Source organism: Desulfomicrobium salsuginis, from assembly GCF_054657795.1.
On record NZ_BAAHYA010000001.1, the window covers coordinates 614427 to 631046 of the forward strand.

Annotated in this window: 19 protein-coding genes; 8 read left to right on the forward strand and 11 right to left on the reverse strand. The window is 63.1% G+C overall.

Annotated elements, in window-relative coordinates:
• Positions 1-273: 273 nt before the first annotated feature.
• From ACYQ3G_RS02670 to ACYQ3G_RS02705, 8 genes are all read right to left on the reverse strand, one after another.
• Positions 274-2004 (reverse strand): RNA-binding domain-containing protein, encoded by a 1731-nt coding sequence (locus tag ACYQ3G_RS02670; protein ID WP_459822121.1) that lies wholly within the window; start codon positions 2002-2004, stop codon positions 274-276.
• A gap of 164 nt (positions 2005-2168) precedes the next feature.
• Positions 2169-3164, reverse strand: coding sequence for a type I glyceraldehyde-3-phosphate dehydrogenase (gene gap / locus ACYQ3G_RS02675; RefSeq protein ID WP_459822123.1), 996 nt, complete (start codon positions 3162-3164; stop codon positions 2169-2171).
• An 18-nt stretch (positions 3165-3182) separates the two neighbouring features.
• Entirely contained in the window at positions 3183-4106 is a 924-nt protein-coding gene (gene fba, locus ACYQ3G_RS02680; protein WP_459822125.1) for a class II fructose-1,6-bisphosphate aldolase, read from the reverse strand.
• Positions 4107-4127: 21 nt separating this feature from the next.
• Positions 4128-4889, reverse strand: a complete 762-nt coding sequence (gene surE, locus ACYQ3G_RS02685; RefSeq protein WP_459822127.1) for a 5'/3'-nucleotidase SurE — start codon at positions 4887-4889, stop codon at positions 4128-4130.
• Positions 4847-5458: a 2-oxoacid:acceptor oxidoreductase family protein gene (locus ACYQ3G_RS02690; protein WP_459822129.1), complete on the reverse strand. Its 612-nt coding sequence runs from the start codon at positions 5456-5458 to the stop codon at positions 4847-4849. Before ACYQ3G_RS02690 ends, surE begins: the two co-directional genes overlap by 43 nt.
• The gene (locus ACYQ3G_RS02695; RefSeq protein ID WP_459822131.1) at positions 5451-6287 is read right to left on the reverse strand and encodes a 2-oxoacid:ferredoxin oxidoreductase subunit beta; all 837 of its coding nucleotides are present in this window, start codon (positions 6285-6287) and stop codon (positions 5451-5453) included. The genes ACYQ3G_RS02690 and ACYQ3G_RS02695 overlap by 8 nt, the downstream gene beginning before the upstream one ends.
• A gap of 2 nt (positions 6288-6289) precedes the next feature.
• Positions 6290-7438 (reverse strand): 2-oxoacid:acceptor oxidoreductase subunit alpha, encoded by a 1149-nt coding sequence (locus tag ACYQ3G_RS02700; protein WP_028577107.1) that lies wholly within the window; start codon positions 7436-7438, stop codon positions 6290-6292.
• On the reverse strand, positions 7419-7763 hold the full coding sequence (locus ACYQ3G_RS02705; RefSeq protein WP_459822133.1) for a 4Fe-4S dicluster domain-containing protein: 345 nt from the start codon (positions 7761-7763) through the stop codon (positions 7419-7421). Before ACYQ3G_RS02705 ends, ACYQ3G_RS02700 begins: the two co-directional genes overlap by 20 nt.
• Before the next feature lie 246 nt (positions 7764-8009).
• Here ACYQ3G_RS02705 and ACYQ3G_RS02710 point away from each other — a divergent pair, with 246 nt between their 5' ends.
• From ACYQ3G_RS02710 to ACYQ3G_RS02720, 3 genes are read left to right on the forward strand one after another with little or no spacing between them, the layout of a single operon-like run.
• On the forward strand, positions 8010-9089 hold the full coding sequence (locus ACYQ3G_RS02710) for a 3'-5' exoribonuclease YhaM family protein (protein WP_459822135.1): 1080 nt from the start codon (positions 8010-8012) through the stop codon (positions 9087-9089).
• A gap of 9 nt (positions 9090-9098) precedes the next feature.
• Positions 9099-9734 (forward strand): dTMP kinase, encoded by a 636-nt coding sequence (tmk, locus tag ACYQ3G_RS02715; RefSeq protein WP_459822137.1) that lies wholly within the window; start codon positions 9099-9101, stop codon positions 9732-9734.
• On the forward strand, positions 9727-10494 hold the full coding sequence (locus ACYQ3G_RS02720; protein ID WP_459822139.1) for a glycosyltransferase family 2 protein: 768 nt from the start codon (positions 9727-9729) through the stop codon (positions 10492-10494). Before tmk ends, ACYQ3G_RS02720 begins: the two co-directional genes overlap by 8 nt.
• 41 nt (positions 10495-10535) lie before the next feature.
• On the opposite strand, the gene fumC is transcribed toward ACYQ3G_RS02720, so the two are convergent.
• Entirely contained in the window at positions 10536-11936 is a 1401-nt protein-coding gene (gene fumC / locus ACYQ3G_RS02725; protein ID WP_459822141.1) for a class II fumarate hydratase, read from the reverse strand.
• Positions 11937-11955: 19 nt separating this feature from the next.
• A complete protein-coding gene (locus ACYQ3G_RS02730; protein WP_459822143.1) occupies positions 11956-12561 on the reverse strand; it encodes a nitroreductase family protein in 606 nt (201 codons plus the stop codon).
• Positions 12562-12658: 97 nt separating this feature from the next.
• On the opposite strand from ACYQ3G_RS02730, the gene mtgA reads away from it, so the two are divergent.
• Both mtgA and rarD read left to right on the forward strand, forming a co-directional pair.
• Positions 12659-13420, forward strand: a complete 762-nt coding sequence (gene mtgA / locus ACYQ3G_RS02735) for a monofunctional biosynthetic peptidoglycan transglycosylase (protein ID WP_459822145.1) — start codon at positions 12659-12661, stop codon at positions 13418-13420.
• Positions 13421-13463: 43 nt separating this feature from the next.
• A complete protein-coding gene (gene rarD / locus ACYQ3G_RS02740) occupies positions 13464-14342 on the forward strand; it encodes an EamA family transporter RarD (RefSeq protein WP_459822147.1) in 879 nt (292 codons plus the stop codon).
• Between the two features lie 115 nt (positions 14343-14457).
• Here rarD and ACYQ3G_RS02745 read toward each other — a convergent pair whose 3' ends face one another.
• Positions 14458-15609 (reverse strand): DegT/DnrJ/EryC1/StrS family aminotransferase, encoded by a 1152-nt coding sequence (locus ACYQ3G_RS02745; protein WP_459822149.1) that lies wholly within the window; start codon positions 15607-15609, stop codon positions 14458-14460.
• Positions 15610-15732: 123 nt separating this feature from the next.
• Here ACYQ3G_RS02745 and ACYQ3G_RS02750 point away from each other — a divergent pair, with 123 nt between their 5' ends.
• From ACYQ3G_RS02750 to ACYQ3G_RS02760, 3 genes are read left to right on the forward strand one after another with little or no spacing between them, the layout of a single operon-like run.
• Complete coding sequence (locus ACYQ3G_RS02750; RefSeq protein WP_459822151.1) at positions 15733-15987, forward strand: glutaredoxin family protein; 255 nt, start codon at positions 15733-15735, stop codon at positions 15985-15987.
• Positions 15987-16337: a ferredoxin-thioredoxin reductase catalytic domain-containing protein gene (locus tag ACYQ3G_RS02755; protein ID WP_459824156.1), complete on the forward strand. Its 351-nt coding sequence runs from the start codon at positions 15987-15989 to the stop codon at positions 16335-16337. Before ACYQ3G_RS02750 ends, ACYQ3G_RS02755 begins: the two co-directional genes overlap by 1 nt.
• 49 nt (positions 16338-16386) lie before the next feature.
• The gene (locus ACYQ3G_RS02760) at positions 16387-16608 is read left to right on the forward strand and encodes a NifU family protein (RefSeq protein ID WP_459822154.1); all 222 of its coding nucleotides are present in this window, start codon (positions 16387-16389) and stop codon (positions 16606-16608) included.
• Positions 16609-16620 lie beyond the last annotated feature (12 nt).

Here is a 16620-nt window from a genome sequence, read left to right on the forward strand (position 1 = left end):
CTGTTCTTTCAGATAATTGCCACCCATTACAACCGGCTCCAACACCCGCTTGAACCAGTGGGCACATCCTGATCCCGGCGTCATCACGGATTCGATCTGCCGTATAATCTGAGTTTGGGCAAAGAGTGTACACGGCTTCGGGTGCGGTGTGCCGAAGGCCGGAAACCACAGCCCCGGACCCATTAATTATCCAATTATTTTGAACTATTAAATCAATTTTATTACTAAATTTATTACTTGATTTAAAGCTAAACGAGCTAAACCGGCAACAGGTTAGCCATTAAGTTCGGCCTCGGAACCCGGCGTCCACAAGGCAGTTTTACGACTTCCTTGTCTTTGAATATGTCCTTCACGCCGTAAAGCCTGAAGCAAATTTCTTATTTTATCTCGTTTCTGCTTCAATGTCAGAACGTCCGACAATTTCGGCAGCAGCAACTCATCCAATTCTTGCCGAGACGCCTGTTTGTATTGCCGGATGTATTCCGTGATCAGCTTCCGATAATGATCGTCGTCAAACGCGCGATTATGGATGTACTGAGCCTTTTGACCCGTCCACTCAGCAACCTTCGCCGATATGAAAAAATTTGGAGCGCGACCTTCAATGAGTTTTGCGGAACGCAGGACCCTTGCCTCTCCTGACGCGATGGGTAACCCTTTCTGCACTTTATCCAGCAGAAAAACTTGACCAAGCTTGAGGTCCGCGCGGCTCATCAAAAGTTGTGTATAGTTGGCATCCAGAATCTTCCCACTCAACGAAAGCGTCACCCGAGGAAGACCGTCGATTTCCTCTTTGAAATCATAGTCAGGTAGAGGGAAATACCTCTCTCGTTGTGTTTCGTACATGCGCCGAATGCCACTTCCAGCCTGATCAATCATGCGCAGGCGGATCATCCCGTCTATAAGCCACTGATTCCGGTAATGCTCGGGCGGAGACTGATTCTCCAACATCCACTCCACACTTTGCGGGATGAACGAACCCAAGTTGGAAAACACCAACTTGTCAGGATATTCAACCACATTGACCTTGCCTCCCAGCCGATAGTCCTGGTGCGCAATGCAGTTATGCAGCGCTTCGCGGATAACCCACGTGTCATATTGCGGGATCGGAATGGGAAAAAGGTTGCCATCCGGCATGTACTCGATGGGCACATTGCGGATACGGCGGAACACGGCATCAGTAGCCAGCAGCAAAGGCATCCCAAAATGCTGGCTACTGATCATCCTGCCTTGGTCATCGCGGAGAATCCACGTGATCTTGACGTCTGCCGGAGACAAAAAATGCGCGGATTCATCTCTGCCCAAAAGAAGTAGCGTGGACCGAGTTATCCGCCCCTGAACAGTCAGTCGGCATTTGTTGAGCAACGTGGCGATATCCCACCCATGTACATCCGTTCGAATTTTCTCCTGCCGTTCCGGATCACTTTCCCCTTTCATCAGATGATCAAGCAGCCGTTGTCGACAAAAAGACACGGCATCAGGATCAAGATCATCAAATGTGGCTCCGGGAATTATCTGACTGGACCAATCTTCGGGGCTCTGCAGTGCAGCCCAAAGGCGCCCCTCTATGGCGGGATACTTCGCAAGCTTCGTCTTATGACTATCAACCCGAATAAACCGCTCGCTTTGAAATGCCAGCGGCACCATGCGCGGGGGGTGGATTTCCAGCATGATAACCGGACCGTCCGCATGTTCCAGGCGATGAAACTGAAAATCCGGCTTTGGACTGATCTTTTGCATCAGCCACATAATCAGGGATTGGTTCCCCTCTCCCTTTGCCGAAAAAGGATCAAACGTCGTCCCTGTGATGCGATGGGTCCCGTTCTCCACACCCCACAGCAACCAGGCCCGATCCTTATTGTCCAAGCGAGCGGTGTTGCCCAAGGCACAAATGTATTCGCCGATGTCACGAGGACTATCCCAGTTCGACTTGAACTCGACGGTCCCGGTCTCTTCGGAGGCAGAACACAACCGGTCAAGAATTGCCACCAAAGCGGCTTGGTCCATCTGTTCCTCCACACGCCGTCTCATAACCTTGTTCTGCACAGCCAAAGCACATCGTTCAAAATATACCGCCAGAGACTAGAAAAGGCGGGGCCGAATTGCAAGCCGCCCAAAAACGGAAACGCCCGGGCGGGCCGGGCGTTTCTGTGCGGAAGATGCAGAAATGCCTAGAGCTTTGCCCCGACCATGGCGACCAAACGCTTCAGCTGGTGGGTGAAGCCCGCCTCGTTGTCGTACCAGACGATGATCTTGACCATGCTCCCGTTCATGACCGAGGTGCACAGGCCGTCGACCACGCCGCCGTAGTGGCTGCCTACGTAGTCCATGGAGACGAGCGGCACTTCGGTGTAGCCCATGGCGCCGCCCTCGGGGCCGCTGGCCGCGGCCTTCAGAGCCGCGTTGACCTCGGCCGCCGTGGTCGACTTCTCGACCTCGACCACCAGGTCCACCAGGGACACGTTGGGCGTGGGCACGCGCACGGCCATGCCGTCCAGCTTGCCGGCCAGGGCCGGGATGACCAGGCTCACGGCCTTGGCCGCGCCCGTGGTCGTGGGCAGGATGTTCATGGCGCCGGCGCGGCCGCGGCGGATGTCCTTGTGGGTGCCGTCGAGCATCCGCTGGCTCATGGTGTAGGAGTGGATGGTGGTCATCAGGCCGTGCTTGATGCCGAAGGCGTCGTTCAGTGCCTTGGCCGCCGGGGCCAGGCAGTTGGTCGTGCAGGAGGCGTTTGAGACGATGTTGTGCGCGGCCGGGTCGTAGAGGGAGTCGTTGACGCCCATGACCACGGTCAGGTCGGCGTTCTTGCCGGGGGCGGAGATGAGGACCTTCTTCGCGCCGGCGGCCAGGTGCTTCTCGCAGCTTTCGCGATCCGTGAACTTGCCCGTGGACTCGACCAGGATGTCGATGCCCGTCCAGTCCCAGGCGTCGGGGGCGTTGCGGGTGACCTCGACCTGCTGGCCGTTCAGCAGGAAGCCCTGCTCGTTGGGAGTGACGTCCCCGGCGAAGGTACCGTGGACCGAGTCGTACTTGAGCAGGTACGCCAGCTGCGCGTTGTCGCCGCGGGCGTTGACGCGGACCAGCTGCAGATCCTTGTTGCCGGCCACGATGCGGGCCAGGTAGCGGCCGATGCGGCCGAATCCGTTCAGTGCGATTTTGACAGCCATGTTCTGTTCCTCGTGGGCTTAAATCTTGTTGGATGAACCAAGGACGTTGCGGATCTTGTGGGCGACCATGTCGCGCACGGCGTTGCGGGCGACCTGCAGGTACTGGCGCGGGTCGAAGTGCGACGGGTTCTCGACCAGGTACTTGCGGATGGTGGCGGTCATGGCCAGGCGGATGTCCGTGTCGATGTTGATCTTGCACACGGCCGAGGCGGCAGCCTTGCGCAGCAGATCCTCGGGCACACCCTTGGCGCCCGCGATCTGAGCGCCGTAGGCGTTTGCCATCTCGACGAACTCCTGGGGTACGGACGACGCACCGTGCAGGACGATGGGATAGCCGGGCAGCAGGGCCTTGATCTTCTCTAGGCGGTCGAAGTCGAGCTTGGCTTCGCCGGCGAACTTGTAGGCGCCGTGGCTGGTGCCGATGGCGATGGCCAGGGAGTCACAACCCGTGCGACCGACGAAGTCGGCGGCCTGCTCGGGGTTGGTGTAGACGCTGTGCTCCACGTCCACGTCGTCCTCGACGCCGGCCAACTGCCCCAGTTCCGCCTCAACCCATACGCCGCGGTCATGGGCGTAGGCCACGACCTTCTTGGTCAGGGCGATGTTTTCCTCGTAGGGCAGGTGCGAGCCGTCGATCATGACCGAGGTGAAGCCGCCGTCGATGACTTCCTTGCAAATCTCGAAATTCTGTCCGTGGTCCAGATGCAGGCAGACGGGCAGGTCGTTCTCGGCCAGGGCGGCCTCCATGAGCTTAATGATGTAGACCTGTCCGGCGTAGCGGCGGGCGCCGGCCGAAACCTGCAGGATGAGCGGGGATTTCTCGAGATTGCCCGCCTCCATGATCCCCTGGATGATCTCCATGTTGTTCACGTTGAAACCGCCGATGGCGAACCCTTCGGCGTAACCTCGGGCAAACATTTCCTTGGGGGTGGTCAGAGGCATGGTCGTCTCCTTGAAATCCGGTTAGTCGTTCCCGGCCAACTGCCGGGCAAGAGTCTTCATATACTCTGCGTGGGTTAAGTCAAAGGTCAGGGGCGTGACCGTGATGTACCCGCGGCTCAGGGAGTCGCGGTCCGTGTCGGGCTCCACGTTCTCCGGCGGGATGACCCCGCACAGCCAGTAGTACGGGTTGCCGCGGGGATCGTTGCGTTCGTCGTACCAATCCCGGTAGGTGCAGGACGTCTGGCGGCAGACCCTGAGGCCCTTGGCGTCGGCCAGGGCACCGGCCGGGAAATTCACGTTCAGGACGCACTGGTTCGGGAACGAGGACCAGAAACCGCCCTCCAGCATGCCCGCGGCATACCCGGCTTGGGCCGAGAGTTCTTCCGGGTGGTAGTCGTCCACGGACACGGCCATGGCCGGGATGCCGGCCAGGGCGCCCTCGGTGGCCGCCGAGACCGTGCCCGAATAAAGGACATCAACGCCGACGTTGGCGCCGGCGTTGATGCCCGACACGATCATGTCCGGACGCTTCGGGAGCAGGTGGCTCAGGGCCAGCTTGACGCAATCCGCCGGAGTCCCCGAGATGCCCAGGCCCGAGAAGCCCGGCTCCTCCACTTCCCTGACCCGCAGGGGCGAAAAGAGCGTGACCGAGTGCCCCACGGCGCTTTGCTCGGTCATGGGCGCGGCCACGTGCACGCGGTGGCCGGCCTTGACCAGCGCCGCGTACAGGGCCCGCAGGCCTACTGCTCGGATTCCATCGTCGTTGGTGAGGAGAATGTCCATTTTTCGGAAGCGTCCGGATAGAGTTTCCTGGCCTGGTTGTAGCCCAGGGTCAGGGCCTTGACGTTGACGTCGAGTATCTTGGCCGGGAGCACCCCGGCCAGGGCCTTTTTCACGTTGGCGAAGTTCATGAACGGCAGAAAGTGGCTCAAGGCCCCGAGACAGACGATGTTGGTGGCCTGGGCCACGCCGACCTTGTCCCGGGCCATGCTCGTGAAGGGCAGGCCCCAGAAGATGTTCGAGGGCGTCTGCGTCACCAGCGAGGTGTCCACGAGCAGGAAGCCCGAAGGCTTCAGGTTCCGAAAGTACAGGTTGCAGGCCTCCTGACTGAGAGCCACGAGCATGTCAAGGTTTACGGGCTTGGGATAGCTGATGCGGTGCGAGCTGATGACCAGGTCTGCCCGGCTGGCGCCGCCGCGGGCCTCGGGGCCGTAGCTCTGGGTCTGGGTGACGTTGAAGCCGTGGTCGATGGCCAGGACCTGGCCCATGATCTTGCCCAGGGTCAGGATGCCCTGCCCGCCCGTGCCGGAGAGACGGATCTCGAATCGATTCAGTTCGTGCTGCTTAGGCATGTCGCTGCTCCTGAAGCTTGTTGCGCAGTTCGGCGTACCGCATTTCCAGACCTGGCCTCATCTCGTCGCGGAACACGCCGATGGGCGTGAACGTGCCCTGCTCCTCGGGCGTGAGCTGGCGGTAGCGGTCGAGCTTCACCGTGTTCTTCTTGTACCACTGGTACATGTCGACCACGGTCTTGAACTTGTTCTTGCGGCCGTACTGGGTGTGGCAGGGGGTCAGGATCTCCACCAGATTGAAGCCGGGCTTCTCCAGGGCGTCGGCGATGAGCCCGTCGAGCATGGTCGCGTGCAGGACCGTGCCGCGCGCCACGTAGCTCGCGCCGCTGGCCATGGCCATGTCCACGATGTCGAAGCTGCGCTCAAGCTGCCCGAAGGGCGAGGTGGCCGAAACCGTACCCACGGGACTGGTCGGCGAGTACTGGCCACCGGTCATGCCGTAGATGTTGTTGTTCAGGACCAGCGTGGTCAGGCCGATGTTGCGGCGCGCCGCGTGGATGAGGTGGTTGCCGCCGATGGACATGGCGTCGCCGTCGCCCATGACGACGATGACCTTGAGGTTCGGGTTGGCCATCTTGATGCCCGTAGCAAACGTCAGGGCGCGGCCGTGGGTGGTGTGCACGGTGTTGAAGTCCACGTAGACGGCCATGCGGCCGGAGCAGCCGATGCCGGCCACGAGCACGATGTCGTCCTTGGCGTAGCCCAGGCCGTGCACGCTGCGGATGAGCGACCCGAGCACGATGCCGTGGCCGCAGCCCGCGCAGTACACGTGAGGGAACTTCTTGTTGTGCCGGAGGTAGTCGTGGATGAGTTGTGTTACCTGTGCCATGGTCACGCCTGCATGATGTTTTTGAAGATTTCCGAGGGGGTGATGATCTGCCCGTCGACGCGGTTGTTGGTGATGACGTGGGTCAGGCCGTTGTTGACGCGCTTCACCTCGCGCGAAATCTGGCCCATGTTCATCTCCGGCACGACGAGGGCCTTGCACTGGCGCGCCAGGGTCTGCACAGCGGTCTTGGGGAAGGGGAAGAGGGTCTTGAGCTTCAGGAGCCCCGCCTTGACCCCGCGCTCGCGGGCCATGTGCACGGCCAGCTCGGCCGAACGGGCCACGCAGCCGTAGGCCACGACGACAACCTCTGCGTCGTCGCAGTTCACCTCGTCCACCAGCTGGATGTCGTAGAAGAACTGGTCGATCTTGCGGAACTGCCGGTGCATGAGGGCCTTGACCTCGTCGGGCTTGGAGGTCGGGAAGCCGTTCTGGTCGTGGGTCAGGCCCGTGACGTGGAAGCGGTAGCCCGAACCGAGCGGCGGCAGGGCCGGCACGCCGCGCATGGTTTCCTCGTAGGACACGTACCATTCGGGCGGCATGGCGGGCGTGACGCGGGAGATGATCTCGAAATCCTCGGGGTCGGGAATGACGATCTTCTCGCGGGTATGGGCCGTGATCTCATCCAGGAGCAGGATGACGGGCGTGCGGTACTTTTCGGCGAAATTGAAGGCCACGACGGTCATTTCCAGGCATTCCTGCACGTCGCTGGCCGAAAGCACGATGATGGGGTGGTCGCCGTGACAGCCCCAGCGGGCCTGCTGCACGTCGCCCTGGGCCGGACTGGTCGGCAGGCCGGTGCTGGGACCGCCGCGCATGACGTTGACCAGGACCAGGGGCACCTCGGTCATGCAGGCGTAGCCCAGGTTCTCCTGCATAAGGGAGAAGCCGGGGCCGGAGGTGGCCGTCATGGACTTGCGGCCGGCCAGGGATGAGCCAATGATGGCGCCCATGCTGGCGATCTCGTCCTCCATCTGCAAAAAGACGCCGTCCTTGACCAAGGGCAGCCGGGCGGACATGACCTCGGCGATCTCCGTGGAAGGGGTGATGGGATAGCCCGCATAGAAGGTGCAACCGGCAAGCAGGGCCCCTTCGACCACGGCCTCGTTGCCGAGGGCGAACATTTCCTTCTTCTTACGCTTTTTTGTGGCCATGATCCTCTTCCCGGTTAGGTGTTCCAACGTTCTCTTCCGGACCCGGATCCGTCCCGGCGGACGGATTCGCAACCTCGTCCCGCGGATCCACGAACGCATCGGTCTTTCTGCGGCTGATCTCCTTCGGCGTCACGGAAACCGCAAAATCGGGACAATGCAGTTCGCAGAAGCCGCAGTTCACGCATTCGGCCTCGCGGACCACGTGCGACTTGCCGTCCGCACGAAGCTCGAACACCCCGGCCGGGCAGAAGGCGGCGCAGATTCCGCAGCCCTTGCACCAGTCCGGGTAAATCGTCACTTTTGCCTGACCTTTCTTTTTGGACATAACTTTCGCTTGTGTTGGATGTTCCGTTGCAGGTCACACGAACGACACGCCCCCGCCCCCTGAAAAGCATTCTGACCCGGCAGGCAGGGCCACACTCCTTGCCAAGGCCGAAAACTTGCCTGTAAGGACGGAAAAGACGCCGCCTGACACCATAGCAGGCGAGGACTCAACCGTCCAATCTTCTTGAAAATTATAATACTTCAACGTAACGGTATTTTCCCATATTCATACAGGAATTGCAACTCGATGACGAATGAAAAAAAATCCGTAAGCGATTTTCCCGAAGATCAGACTGTTTCAGGCGTTTTTGTCATTTCCCAGGCACAATCCAAAAAGGCCAAGAACGGACCGTACTGGCACCTGACCCTGACAGGACGGACAGGCAGCATCGAGGCGCGCATCTGGTTCCCCCAGAGCCAGAGCTACGAGTCCCTGCAGGTCGATCAGTTCGTCGAGGTCAACGGCCGGGAGGAGACGTACAACGGCGTCCGGCAACTGCGGATCAACAGCATGGTGGTCATCGACCCCGCGGAGCGGGGCCTGGACATGGCCGATTTCGTGCCCACTTCCACTGTCCCGCCGGCCCGGCTTCTGGAGGAACTGGAGGCCTTCCTGCACGCCGAGCTGACGTACAAACCCTGGGCGTCCCTGTGCAAAAGCATCCTGCGCGACGAGACCATCCGCACGGCCCTGCTGAGCGCGCCCGGCGCCAAGACCATCCACCACGCCTACGCCGGCGGCCTGCTGGAACACACCCTGGCCATCATGCGCATCTGCAGGGCCCTGTCGGAACTCTACCCGCAGGTCGACAAGGAGATCCTCCTCGTGGGCGCCCTGTGCCACGACTTGGGCAAGGCCTTCGAGCTGTCCCACGGCGTCAGCCGCGAGTACACCGACGCCGGGCGCCTGCTGGGTCACATCCAGATCGGCCTGGAGCTGCTGGAGCCCTTCCTGCGCAAGGCCAAGGACCTGCCCGAGGGCCTGGCCATGCACCTCAAGCACGTCATCGTCACCCACCACGGCGAGCTGGCCTTCGGTTCGCCCTGCGTGCCGCAGACCATGGAAGCTTTTGTTCTGCACTACGCCGACAACCTGGATTCCAAGATCAACACCGTGCAGGGCGCCCTGACCACCCCCGAAGGAGAGGATGCGCAGGGCTGGAGCGAGTACCACCGCACCCTGGGCCGCTACCTCTTTCAGCCGGAGCGCACGCCGAAGCAGACCCCGGGCGCGGAGCCAAAACAGGCCAGAAAGACCGCCCCGAAACCCGACGCCTCGCCCCTGCTGAAGGCCATGGGCTTCACCGCAACATCCAACCACGAGTGAGGTGAATGCATGTTTCTGACGTTCGAAGGCATGGAAGGCTGTGGCAAATCGACGCAGTGCAAAAAACTCATCGAGCATTTCGTGAGGCAGGGCCACGACGTCCTGCACACCCTTGAACCCGGTGGGAGCCGCCTGGGCAAGGAACTGCGCCGGATTCTCCTCGACCCCAAAAATAGCGACCTCTGCCCCACCAGCGAGCTGTTCCTCTACCTGGCCGACCGCGCCCAGCACGTGGCCTCGATCATCCGGCCGGCCATGGAGGACGGACGGACCGTCATCTGCGACCGCTTCGCCGACTCAACCGTGGTTTACCAAGGCTACGGCCGCGGACTCGAACCGAGCCTGCTGCACCAATTGAACGACGTGGCCGTGCAGGGCCTGTGGCCCGACGTGACCATCCTCCTGGACGTGAACCCGGAGATCGGCCTCAAACGCGCCCTGACCCGCAACATGCGCGACAACAAGGCCGCCACCGAAGGCCGCTTCGAGGCCGAGAGCATGACCTTCCACACCCGCATCCGCGAAGGCTACCTGACCTGGGCCGCCCTGCACCGCAGACGCTTCCTGGTGGTGGACGCCAACAGGGACGAGGACGCCGTCTTCGCCGCCATCCTGCGCGGGCTGGAGGAGAAAGGCCTTGGCTAGGCCCGCCGTCACGGGGCTGGTCCTGACCCTGAACGGGGCCAAATATCTGGATGACTGTCTGAAATCGCTGGACTTCTGCGACCGGCTGCTGGTCGTGGACTCGGGCAGCACCGACGCCACGCGCGACATCGCCGAACGCCACGGGGCCACGGTGCTGGTCAACCCCTGGCCCGGCCCCAAGAAGCAGTTCGAGTTCGCCTTTGCCCACATCGAGACGCCGTGGGTTGTGTCCCTGGACCAGGACGAGATCCTCTCCGACGAGCTGCGGGCCTCGGTCATGACGGTCCTGGAGGACACGCAGGGCATGAGCGCCTTCATCTGCCCGCGCACGTCGTTCTATTTCGACCGCTTCCTGCGCCACAGCGGCTGGTACCCGGACCTGCTGCCGCGCGTCTTCCGATTGGCCGACACGGGCGTGCACGTCTCGGGCCCGCACTACGGCTTCGAACCCAGGGGCAAGACTCGCCGCCTGACGGGCGACATCATCCACTACCCCTACGAAAACCTGAAGCAGCACGTCGACAAGATCAACTATTACACACAGATCGCAGCCGAGGAGATGCACGCCAAGGGCAAGCGTTCGGGCGTGGCCAAGGCCCTGGGCCACGGCCTGGCCAGGTTCCTGAAGATCTACGTCTTCCGCCGCGGTTTCCTCGACGGCAAGGCGGGCTTCGTGCTGGCGGTCAACTCCTTCTTCTACGCCTTCCAGAAATACATCCGGCTGGCGGAACTCAACCAAAAGGGCAAAAAAGGCACCTAGTCCATCCCGCCGCCCCGCTTCCGGGAACGGCGGGATGCCCTTCAGCCCGTCCCGTGCGGCCTGGCCATCCGGAGCGGCTGCACCAGTTCGTCGAACCTCCCCCCGTCCAGATACCCGAGTTCAAGGCAGGCCTGACGCAGGCTCGTGCCTTCGGCGTGAGCCTTGTGCGCCACCTCGGCGGCCTTGTCGTAGCCGATGACGGGAGAGAGGGCCGTGACCAGCATGAGGGAATCCCCGACATGCCTGGCGATGACCGCCTCGTCCGCGGCGAGCCCCTGCAGGGCGTGTTCGGTGAAACTCCGGCAGGCGTCGGCCGCCAGACGCATGCCGGTCAGCAGGTTGAAGATCATGAGGGGCTTGAAGACGTTAAGCTCGAAGTTGCCCTGGGACCCGGCGAACCCCACAGCCGCGTCCAGGCCCATGATCTGGACTGCGACCATGGTCATGGCCTCGGACTGGGTCGGGTTGACCTTGCCGGGCATGATGGACGAACCGGGCTCGTTGGCCGGCAGGACCAGTTCCCCGATGCCGGCCCGGGGCCCCGAGGCCAGCCAGCGGATGTCGTTGGCGATCTTCATCAGGGACCCGGCCAGTGTGCGCACGGCGCCCGACGCCATGACCACGGCGTCATGGGCCGAGAGGGCGGCGAAGAAGTTCGGGGCTGGCTCGAAGGGCAGGCCCGTGATGTCCGCGATCTCCCGCGCCGCCGCACGCGCGAAGTCGGGGTGCGTGCCCAGGCCCGTGCCCACGGCCGTGCCGCCCAGAGCCAGCCGGCACAGATGCGGCAGGCAGCCGCGCAGGCGCTCCAGATTGTCGGCCAGCAGCGCCGCGTAGCCCGAGAACTCCTGGCCCAGGGTCATGGGTACGGCGTCCTGCAGGTGCGTGCGGCCGATCTTGACGATCCGGTCCCAGGCCGCGGCCTTGGCTTCCAGTCCGGCCCGCATGGCCTCCACGGCCGGAAGAAGCTCGCCCGTAAGCATCCGGGCCGCGGCGATGTGCATGGCCGCCGGAAACGTGTCGTTGGAGGACTGGGACATGTTGACGTGGTCGTTGGGGTGCACGGGCCCCTTGCTGCCCATGACCCCGCCGAGGATTTCGATGGCCCGGTTGGCCACGACCTCGTTGACGTTCATGTTGGTCTGGGTGCCGCTGCCCGTCTGCCAGACGCGCAGGGGGAAATGCCCGTCGAGCCGCCCGTCCATGACCTCGCGGCAGGCCGCCATGATCGGCTCGGCCAGGTCTCCGGGGAGCTTGCCGAGCGCCATGTTTGCCCGGGCAGAGGCGAGCTTGAGCACGCCGAAGGCGCGGATGACCTCCAGCGGCATCACGTCCTGCCCGATGCGGAAGTACTTCAGGGAGCGCTGGGTCTGGGCCCCCCAGTAACGGTCGGCCGGGACCTCGACGGGTCCCATGCTGTCGGTCTCGATGCGCGTTTCGGCCATGGCGCCCTCCGCAGGCTGCTCAGATTTTCTTGACGACGTTCTCCAGGGGCTTCTTGTTCGGCCCCTGAGTGGGCCGAAGCGGCTTGCCGACGGGCACCACGGCCATGAACTCGCCGCCCGGCTCCTGCAGGAAATCGAGCACCCGGTCCTTGACCAGGTAGAGGATGCCCAGCCACACGGCGCCCAGACCCAGCGACGTGGCTGCCAGGAGCAGGTTCTCCACGGCAGCGGCCGAACTCTGAATCTCCATGGTGCGGAAGAAGTCGAAGGCCTGGTCCTTGTCGACCTGGAACAGCTCCGTGCCGTGACTGATGAGGTCGCCGGTGTTGACCACGGCGATTGTCACCGGGGCCGAGGCGATGCTGCGGGCGGCCATGCGCAGAAGCGACGAGGCCGGTTTCTCGAAGGTCTTGGAGATGGTCGAGACGCGCTCGGCAAGTTCCGTCCGGGCGTCGCCCTCCAGAACGACGAACTTCCAGGACTGGCGGTTGTGGGCCGAAGGGGCCTGGTTGGCCGCGTCGAGAATGGTCGTGAGCATGTCCTCGGGCAGGGGCTCGGGCGAGAACTGCCGTATGCTGTGACGGGCGTGGATGGTGTCCAGGGTTGCGTTGCGCAGAAGATTCATGTTCGTCCCCTCGTACGGTGCGGATTGACTTTGGCATGGCCCGGGCGCACAAACGTTGGCCGGGCGCCCGCCCTGCAACCGAACCACTAGCCCCAACATGGCACGCAAGACAACCTCCGCCACCACGCGCCGCACCCCAGCGCGCTCCACCAGCGGCAAGCCGGGCAGCGGCCCTACAGGCCTGCTGCGCCGCGTGCTGCGCGGGGTCGGATGGCTCCTGCCGGGGATCGTGCTCCTCATCGCCGTCCTGCGCTTCGTGCCCCCGCCCACCAGCGCCTTCATGCTCGTGCGGCACGCCGAGCGGCTTTTCGGTGACGGCGGCCCGGCCGTCATGTATGCGTGGACGCCGATGAAGGACATCCCGCGGCACATGGCTCTGGCCGTTGTCGCCGCCGAGGACCAGAACTTCCCCAGCCACTTCGGCTTCGACGTGGACGCCATCGCCCGCGCCATGGAGCACAACGAGAAAAGCGCGCGGGTCCGCGGGGCGAGCACCATCACCCAGCAGGTGGCCAAGAACCTCTTCCTCTGGTCCGGGCGCAGCTACGTGCGCAAGGCGCTGGAAGCGGGCCTGACCGTCCTGCTCGAAATTCTGTGGTCCAAGGAGAGGATTCTGGAGGTGTATCTGAACATCGCCGAATTCGGGGACGGGACGTACGGGGTCGAGGCGGCGGCGAAGCGATTTTTCGGCAAAACGCCCGACCGTCTCAGCCGCCACGAGGCCGCGATCCTGGCCTCGGTACTGCCCAACCCGAGGCGTTTCCTGGCCCAGTGCCCGTCCCCCTACGTCATGCAGCGGGCGAATTGGATACAGAACCAGATGCGCCAGCTCGGCCCGGAGTACCTGAGCAGCCTCTAGCGACGCCGCCACAACATTGAACGCAACGGAAGAAAAAAACGACATGCAACCGGGAATTCTCATGGCCGCCGGGGCCTACATCAGCTGGGGCCTGCTGCCCGTCTACTGGAAGCTCCTGGGACACGTCCCCACGGCCCAGCTCCTGTCGCACCGCATCGCCTGGTCCTTCGTTACCCTGGCCGTGTTCCTGGGCCTGCTCGGGCGGCTGCGCCCCCTGTGCGGCCGCCTGTCCCCCGAGGTCCGGCGCTGCTACATGCTGGCGAGCCTGCTGATCGGCGTGAACTGGTTCATCTATGTCTGGAGCGTCAACGCGGGCTACATCGTCGAGGCGAGTCTGGGGTACTTCATCACGCCCCTGCTTTCGGTGCTGCTGGGCGTCTTCTTCCTGCGCGAACGACTGCGCGGCCTGCAGTGGGCCCCCCTGGCCCTGGCCGCCGCCGGGGTCGTCTACCTCGCCTTCAACTACGGGCGCCTGCCCTGGATCGCCCTGGTGCTGGCATCGACCTTCAGCCTCTACGGCCTGGCCAAGAAACGCGCGCCTCTGCCCGCCTTCGAGGGCCTGACACTGGAAACCGCGCTCCTGCTTCCCCCCGCGCTGGCCTGGATCACCTGGAGCGAATTCGAGGGCAAAGGCGTCTTCCTCCACGCCGGAACGATCTCTGACCTGCTCCTGGTCGGCGCAGGCGCGGTCACCACGGCACCGCTGGCCCTGTTCGCGGCCGCGGCCCAGCGCATCCCCCTGTCCATGATCGGCATCCTGCAGTACATCGCCCCCACCATCCAGTTCCTGCTGGGCGTCTTCATGTACCACGAACCCTTCACCCGCACCCAACTGGCGGGCTTCTCCATGGTCTGGGCGGCCGTCGCCCTCTTTCTGGTGGAACGCTGGCGATTTGGCCGCGCACTGCGCAGCCCGTCGTGAGCAGGGCGTAAAAAAAGCCGGCCAGTCCGGCTTTAAGGAAGAAGTCGCCTCCGGGGTGCAGGGGGCTCGCCCCCTGCACCCCGTGCATGTTGGATCTCGGCCAGGCCGGATGGACCTATTTGGCCAGAATCTCCCGTACGGCCTGGATAACGTCGGTTACGTCGGCGTCCGTCAGTTTGGCCGAGATGGGCAGGCTGACCGTGCGGCGGCCGATGTCGCGGGCGTGCGGGTACTGGTCCGGGGACCAGCCATAGCGGCCCTGATAGAACGGGTGCTCGGGGATGGACAGATAGTGCACGCCCACACCGATCTTGTACTTCGTCATGGCCGTCAGGAAGGCGTCGCGACTGATTCCGGACCGCGCCTCGTCCACCAGGATGGAAAAGAGGTGGAACGCGTGGCGGGTGTCCGGCTCCACGGGAGCGGGCAGGGTTAGGGGCAGGTCCGACAGCTCGTTCATGTAGCGCGTCCAGATTTCCCGGCGCCGCTCCCAGAACGGTTCGACCTTCTCCATCTGGCGCAGACCGATGGCCGCCTGCAGGTCCATCATGTTGTATTTGAACCCGGCCTCGGTCACGAGATAGTGTTTGTAGCCCTCGTCGCCGAAGCGCTTCCAGGCATCGGCGGACATGCCGTGCAGGGCCAGGACCTTGAGCCGCGCCGCGTGCTCTGGCTTGCGGGCGAGAATGAGGCCGCCCTCGCCGGTGATGACATTCTTGGTCACGTAGAAGCTGAAGCAGCCGAAGTCGCCGAAGTTCCCGGCCTTGCGGCCGCGATACTCCGTCTCGATGGCGTGGGCGCAGTCCTCGATGATGGTCAGACGGTGCTCTTCGGCAATGGCGCACAGCGGGTCCATGTCACAGGAACGGCCGGCAAAGTGCACGGGCAGGATGGCCTTGGTGCGCGGCGTAATCTTCGCCCCGACCTTTTCCGGGTCGATGTTCATGCTGCGCGGGTCGATGTCCGCCAGTACGGGCGTGGCCCCGGCGTGGATGATGGCGTTGACCGAGGCGCAGAAGGTCATGGGCGTGGTGATGACTTCGTCGCCGGGCCCGATTCCGGCGGCCAGGATGCTCAGGTGCAGGGCCGCGGTGCAGGAGTTGACGGCGATGGCATGCGTGGCGCCCTTGTAGGCGGCGAAACGGCGTTCGAACTCCGCCACCCGCGGGCCGGTTCCGATCCAGCCGCTGCGAAGGCAGGAAACCACCTCCTCTATTTCGTCCTCTTCGATCCTGGGCGACCCGAAAACCAAAAAATTCTCGCGCATTGTGTTCTCCAACAGGAAGGCCCCATCCCGTCGTGGACGGCGGGGCGATTAATCTTTATAGCTTCCCAATCCATGAGACGGCCAAGGGCTATCCCAACGCCCCCTGCATAGCAAGGAGGATATATGAACGGCAAATCCATCACGCTCTACGCCCTGAGCACCTGCATCCACTGCAAGAAGACCAAGGAATACCTCGACGACTGCGGTGCCAAGTATGACTGCATCTTCGTTGACAAGCTCGAAGGCGAGGAGCGCAAGCAGATCATCGAAGCCATCAAGAAGGTCAACCCCAAGCTGTCCTTCCCCACCCTGCTGGTGGACGAGGAAGCCATCGTCGGCTTCAAGCAGGACCAGATCAAAGAGGCGCTGGAAAGATGATGACACCCGAAGAACTGCTCGACAAGCTGCGACCCCTGCAGGAAGCCAAAGGCTACTTTTTCAACAGGGACAGGGCCTTTGTCCTGGACCTCATGGAGAGCCTGCTGGTCAACCGCGACCGCTACGGATACATGGCCTGCCCCTGCCGCCTGGCCTCGGGCAACCGCGACCTGGACAAGGACATCCTCTGCCCCTGCGTGTACCGCGAGCCCGACGTGGCCGAGTTCGGCGCCTGCTACTGCGGCCTCTACGTGTCCACGGACTGGAACGAGGACAGGATCCCGCACGAGGTCGTGCCCGAGCGCCGAGATCCGGAAAAGCTCATGGCCGGGCTTCTCTTCGAGGAATGATTGACACGGGCCCGACGCCACGGATAGTGCCCGGGCCCCGGAGAACGCCATGCGAGAACAGGTCGAAAAGGCCCTCGACACCGTGCGGCCCATCCTGCAGGCCGACGGAGGCTATGTGGAACTGGTCGACATCCTGCCCAGCGGCATCGTGCAGGTCCGCCTGACCGGAGCCTGCAAGGGCTGCCCCATGTCCCAGATGACGCTCAGGAACAGCATCGAGCGCGCCGTCAAGAAGATGGTGCCCGGCATAAAGGCCGTCGAGGCCGTCTAGCCCGTCGCGCCT

Coding starts and splice junctions, on each gene's coding strand:
- surE (WP_459822127.1), bottom strand. CDS start 4,889: ATGGACATTCTCCTCACCAACGACGATGGAATCCGAGCAGTAGGCCTG.
- fba (WP_459822125.1), bottom strand. CDS start 4,106: ATGCCTCTGACCACCCCCAAGGAAATGTTTGCCCGAGGTTACGCCGAA.
- ACYQ3G_RS02695 (WP_459822131.1), bottom strand. CDS start 6,287: ATGGCACAGGTAACACAACTCATCCACGACTACCTCCGGCACAACAAG.
- ACYQ3G_RS02705 (WP_459822133.1), bottom strand. CDS start 7,763: ATGTCCAAAAAGAAAGGTCAGGCAAAAGTGACGATTTACCCGGACTGG.
- ACYQ3G_RS02710 (WP_459822135.1), top strand. CDS start 8,010: ATGACGAATGAAAAAAAATCCGTAAGCGATTTTCCCGAAGATCAGACT.
- ACYQ3G_RS02760 (WP_459822154.1), top strand. CDS start 16,387: ATGCGAGAACAGGTCGAAAAGGCCCTCGACACCGTGCGGCCCATCCTG.
- ACYQ3G_RS02755 (WP_459824156.1), top strand. CDS start 15,987: ATGACACCCGAAGAACTGCTCGACAAGCTGCGACCCCTGCAGGAAGCC.
- mtgA (WP_459822145.1), top strand. CDS start 12,659: ATGGCACGCAAGACAACCTCCGCCACCACGCGCCGCACCCCAGCGCGC.
- tmk (WP_459822137.1), top strand. CDS start 9,099: ATGTTTCTGACGTTCGAAGGCATGGAAGGCTGTGGCAAATCGACGCAG.
- ACYQ3G_RS02700 (WP_028577107.1), bottom strand. CDS start 7,438: ATGGCCACAAAAAAGCGTAAGAAGAAGGAAATGTTCGCCCTCGGCAAC.
- ACYQ3G_RS02750 (WP_459822151.1), top strand. CDS start 15,733: ATGAACGGCAAATCCATCACGCTCTACGCCCTGAGCACCTGCATCCAC.
- ACYQ3G_RS02670 (WP_459822121.1), bottom strand. CDS start 2,004: ATGGACCAAGCCGCTTTGGTGGCAATTCTTGACCGGTTGTGTTCTGCC.
- ACYQ3G_RS02690 (WP_459822129.1), bottom strand. CDS start 5,458: ATGCCTAAGCAGCACGAACTGAATCGATTCGAGATCCGTCTCTCCGGC.
- ACYQ3G_RS02745 (WP_459822149.1), bottom strand. CDS start 15,609: ATGCGCGAGAATTTTTTGGTTTTCGGGTCGCCCAGGATCGAAGAGGAC.
- ACYQ3G_RS02730 (WP_459822143.1), bottom strand. CDS start 12,561: ATGAATCTTCTGCGCAACGCAACCCTGGACACCATCCACGCCCGTCAC.
- fumC (WP_459822141.1), bottom strand. CDS start 11,936: ATGGCCGAAACGCGCATCGAGACCGACAGCATGGGACCCGTCGAGGTC.
- rarD (WP_459822147.1), top strand. CDS start 13,464: ATGCAACCGGGAATTCTCATGGCCGCCGGGGCCTACATCAGCTGGGGC.
- gap (WP_459822123.1), bottom strand. CDS start 3,164: ATGGCTGTCAAAATCGCACTGAACGGATTCGGCCGCATCGGCCGCTAC.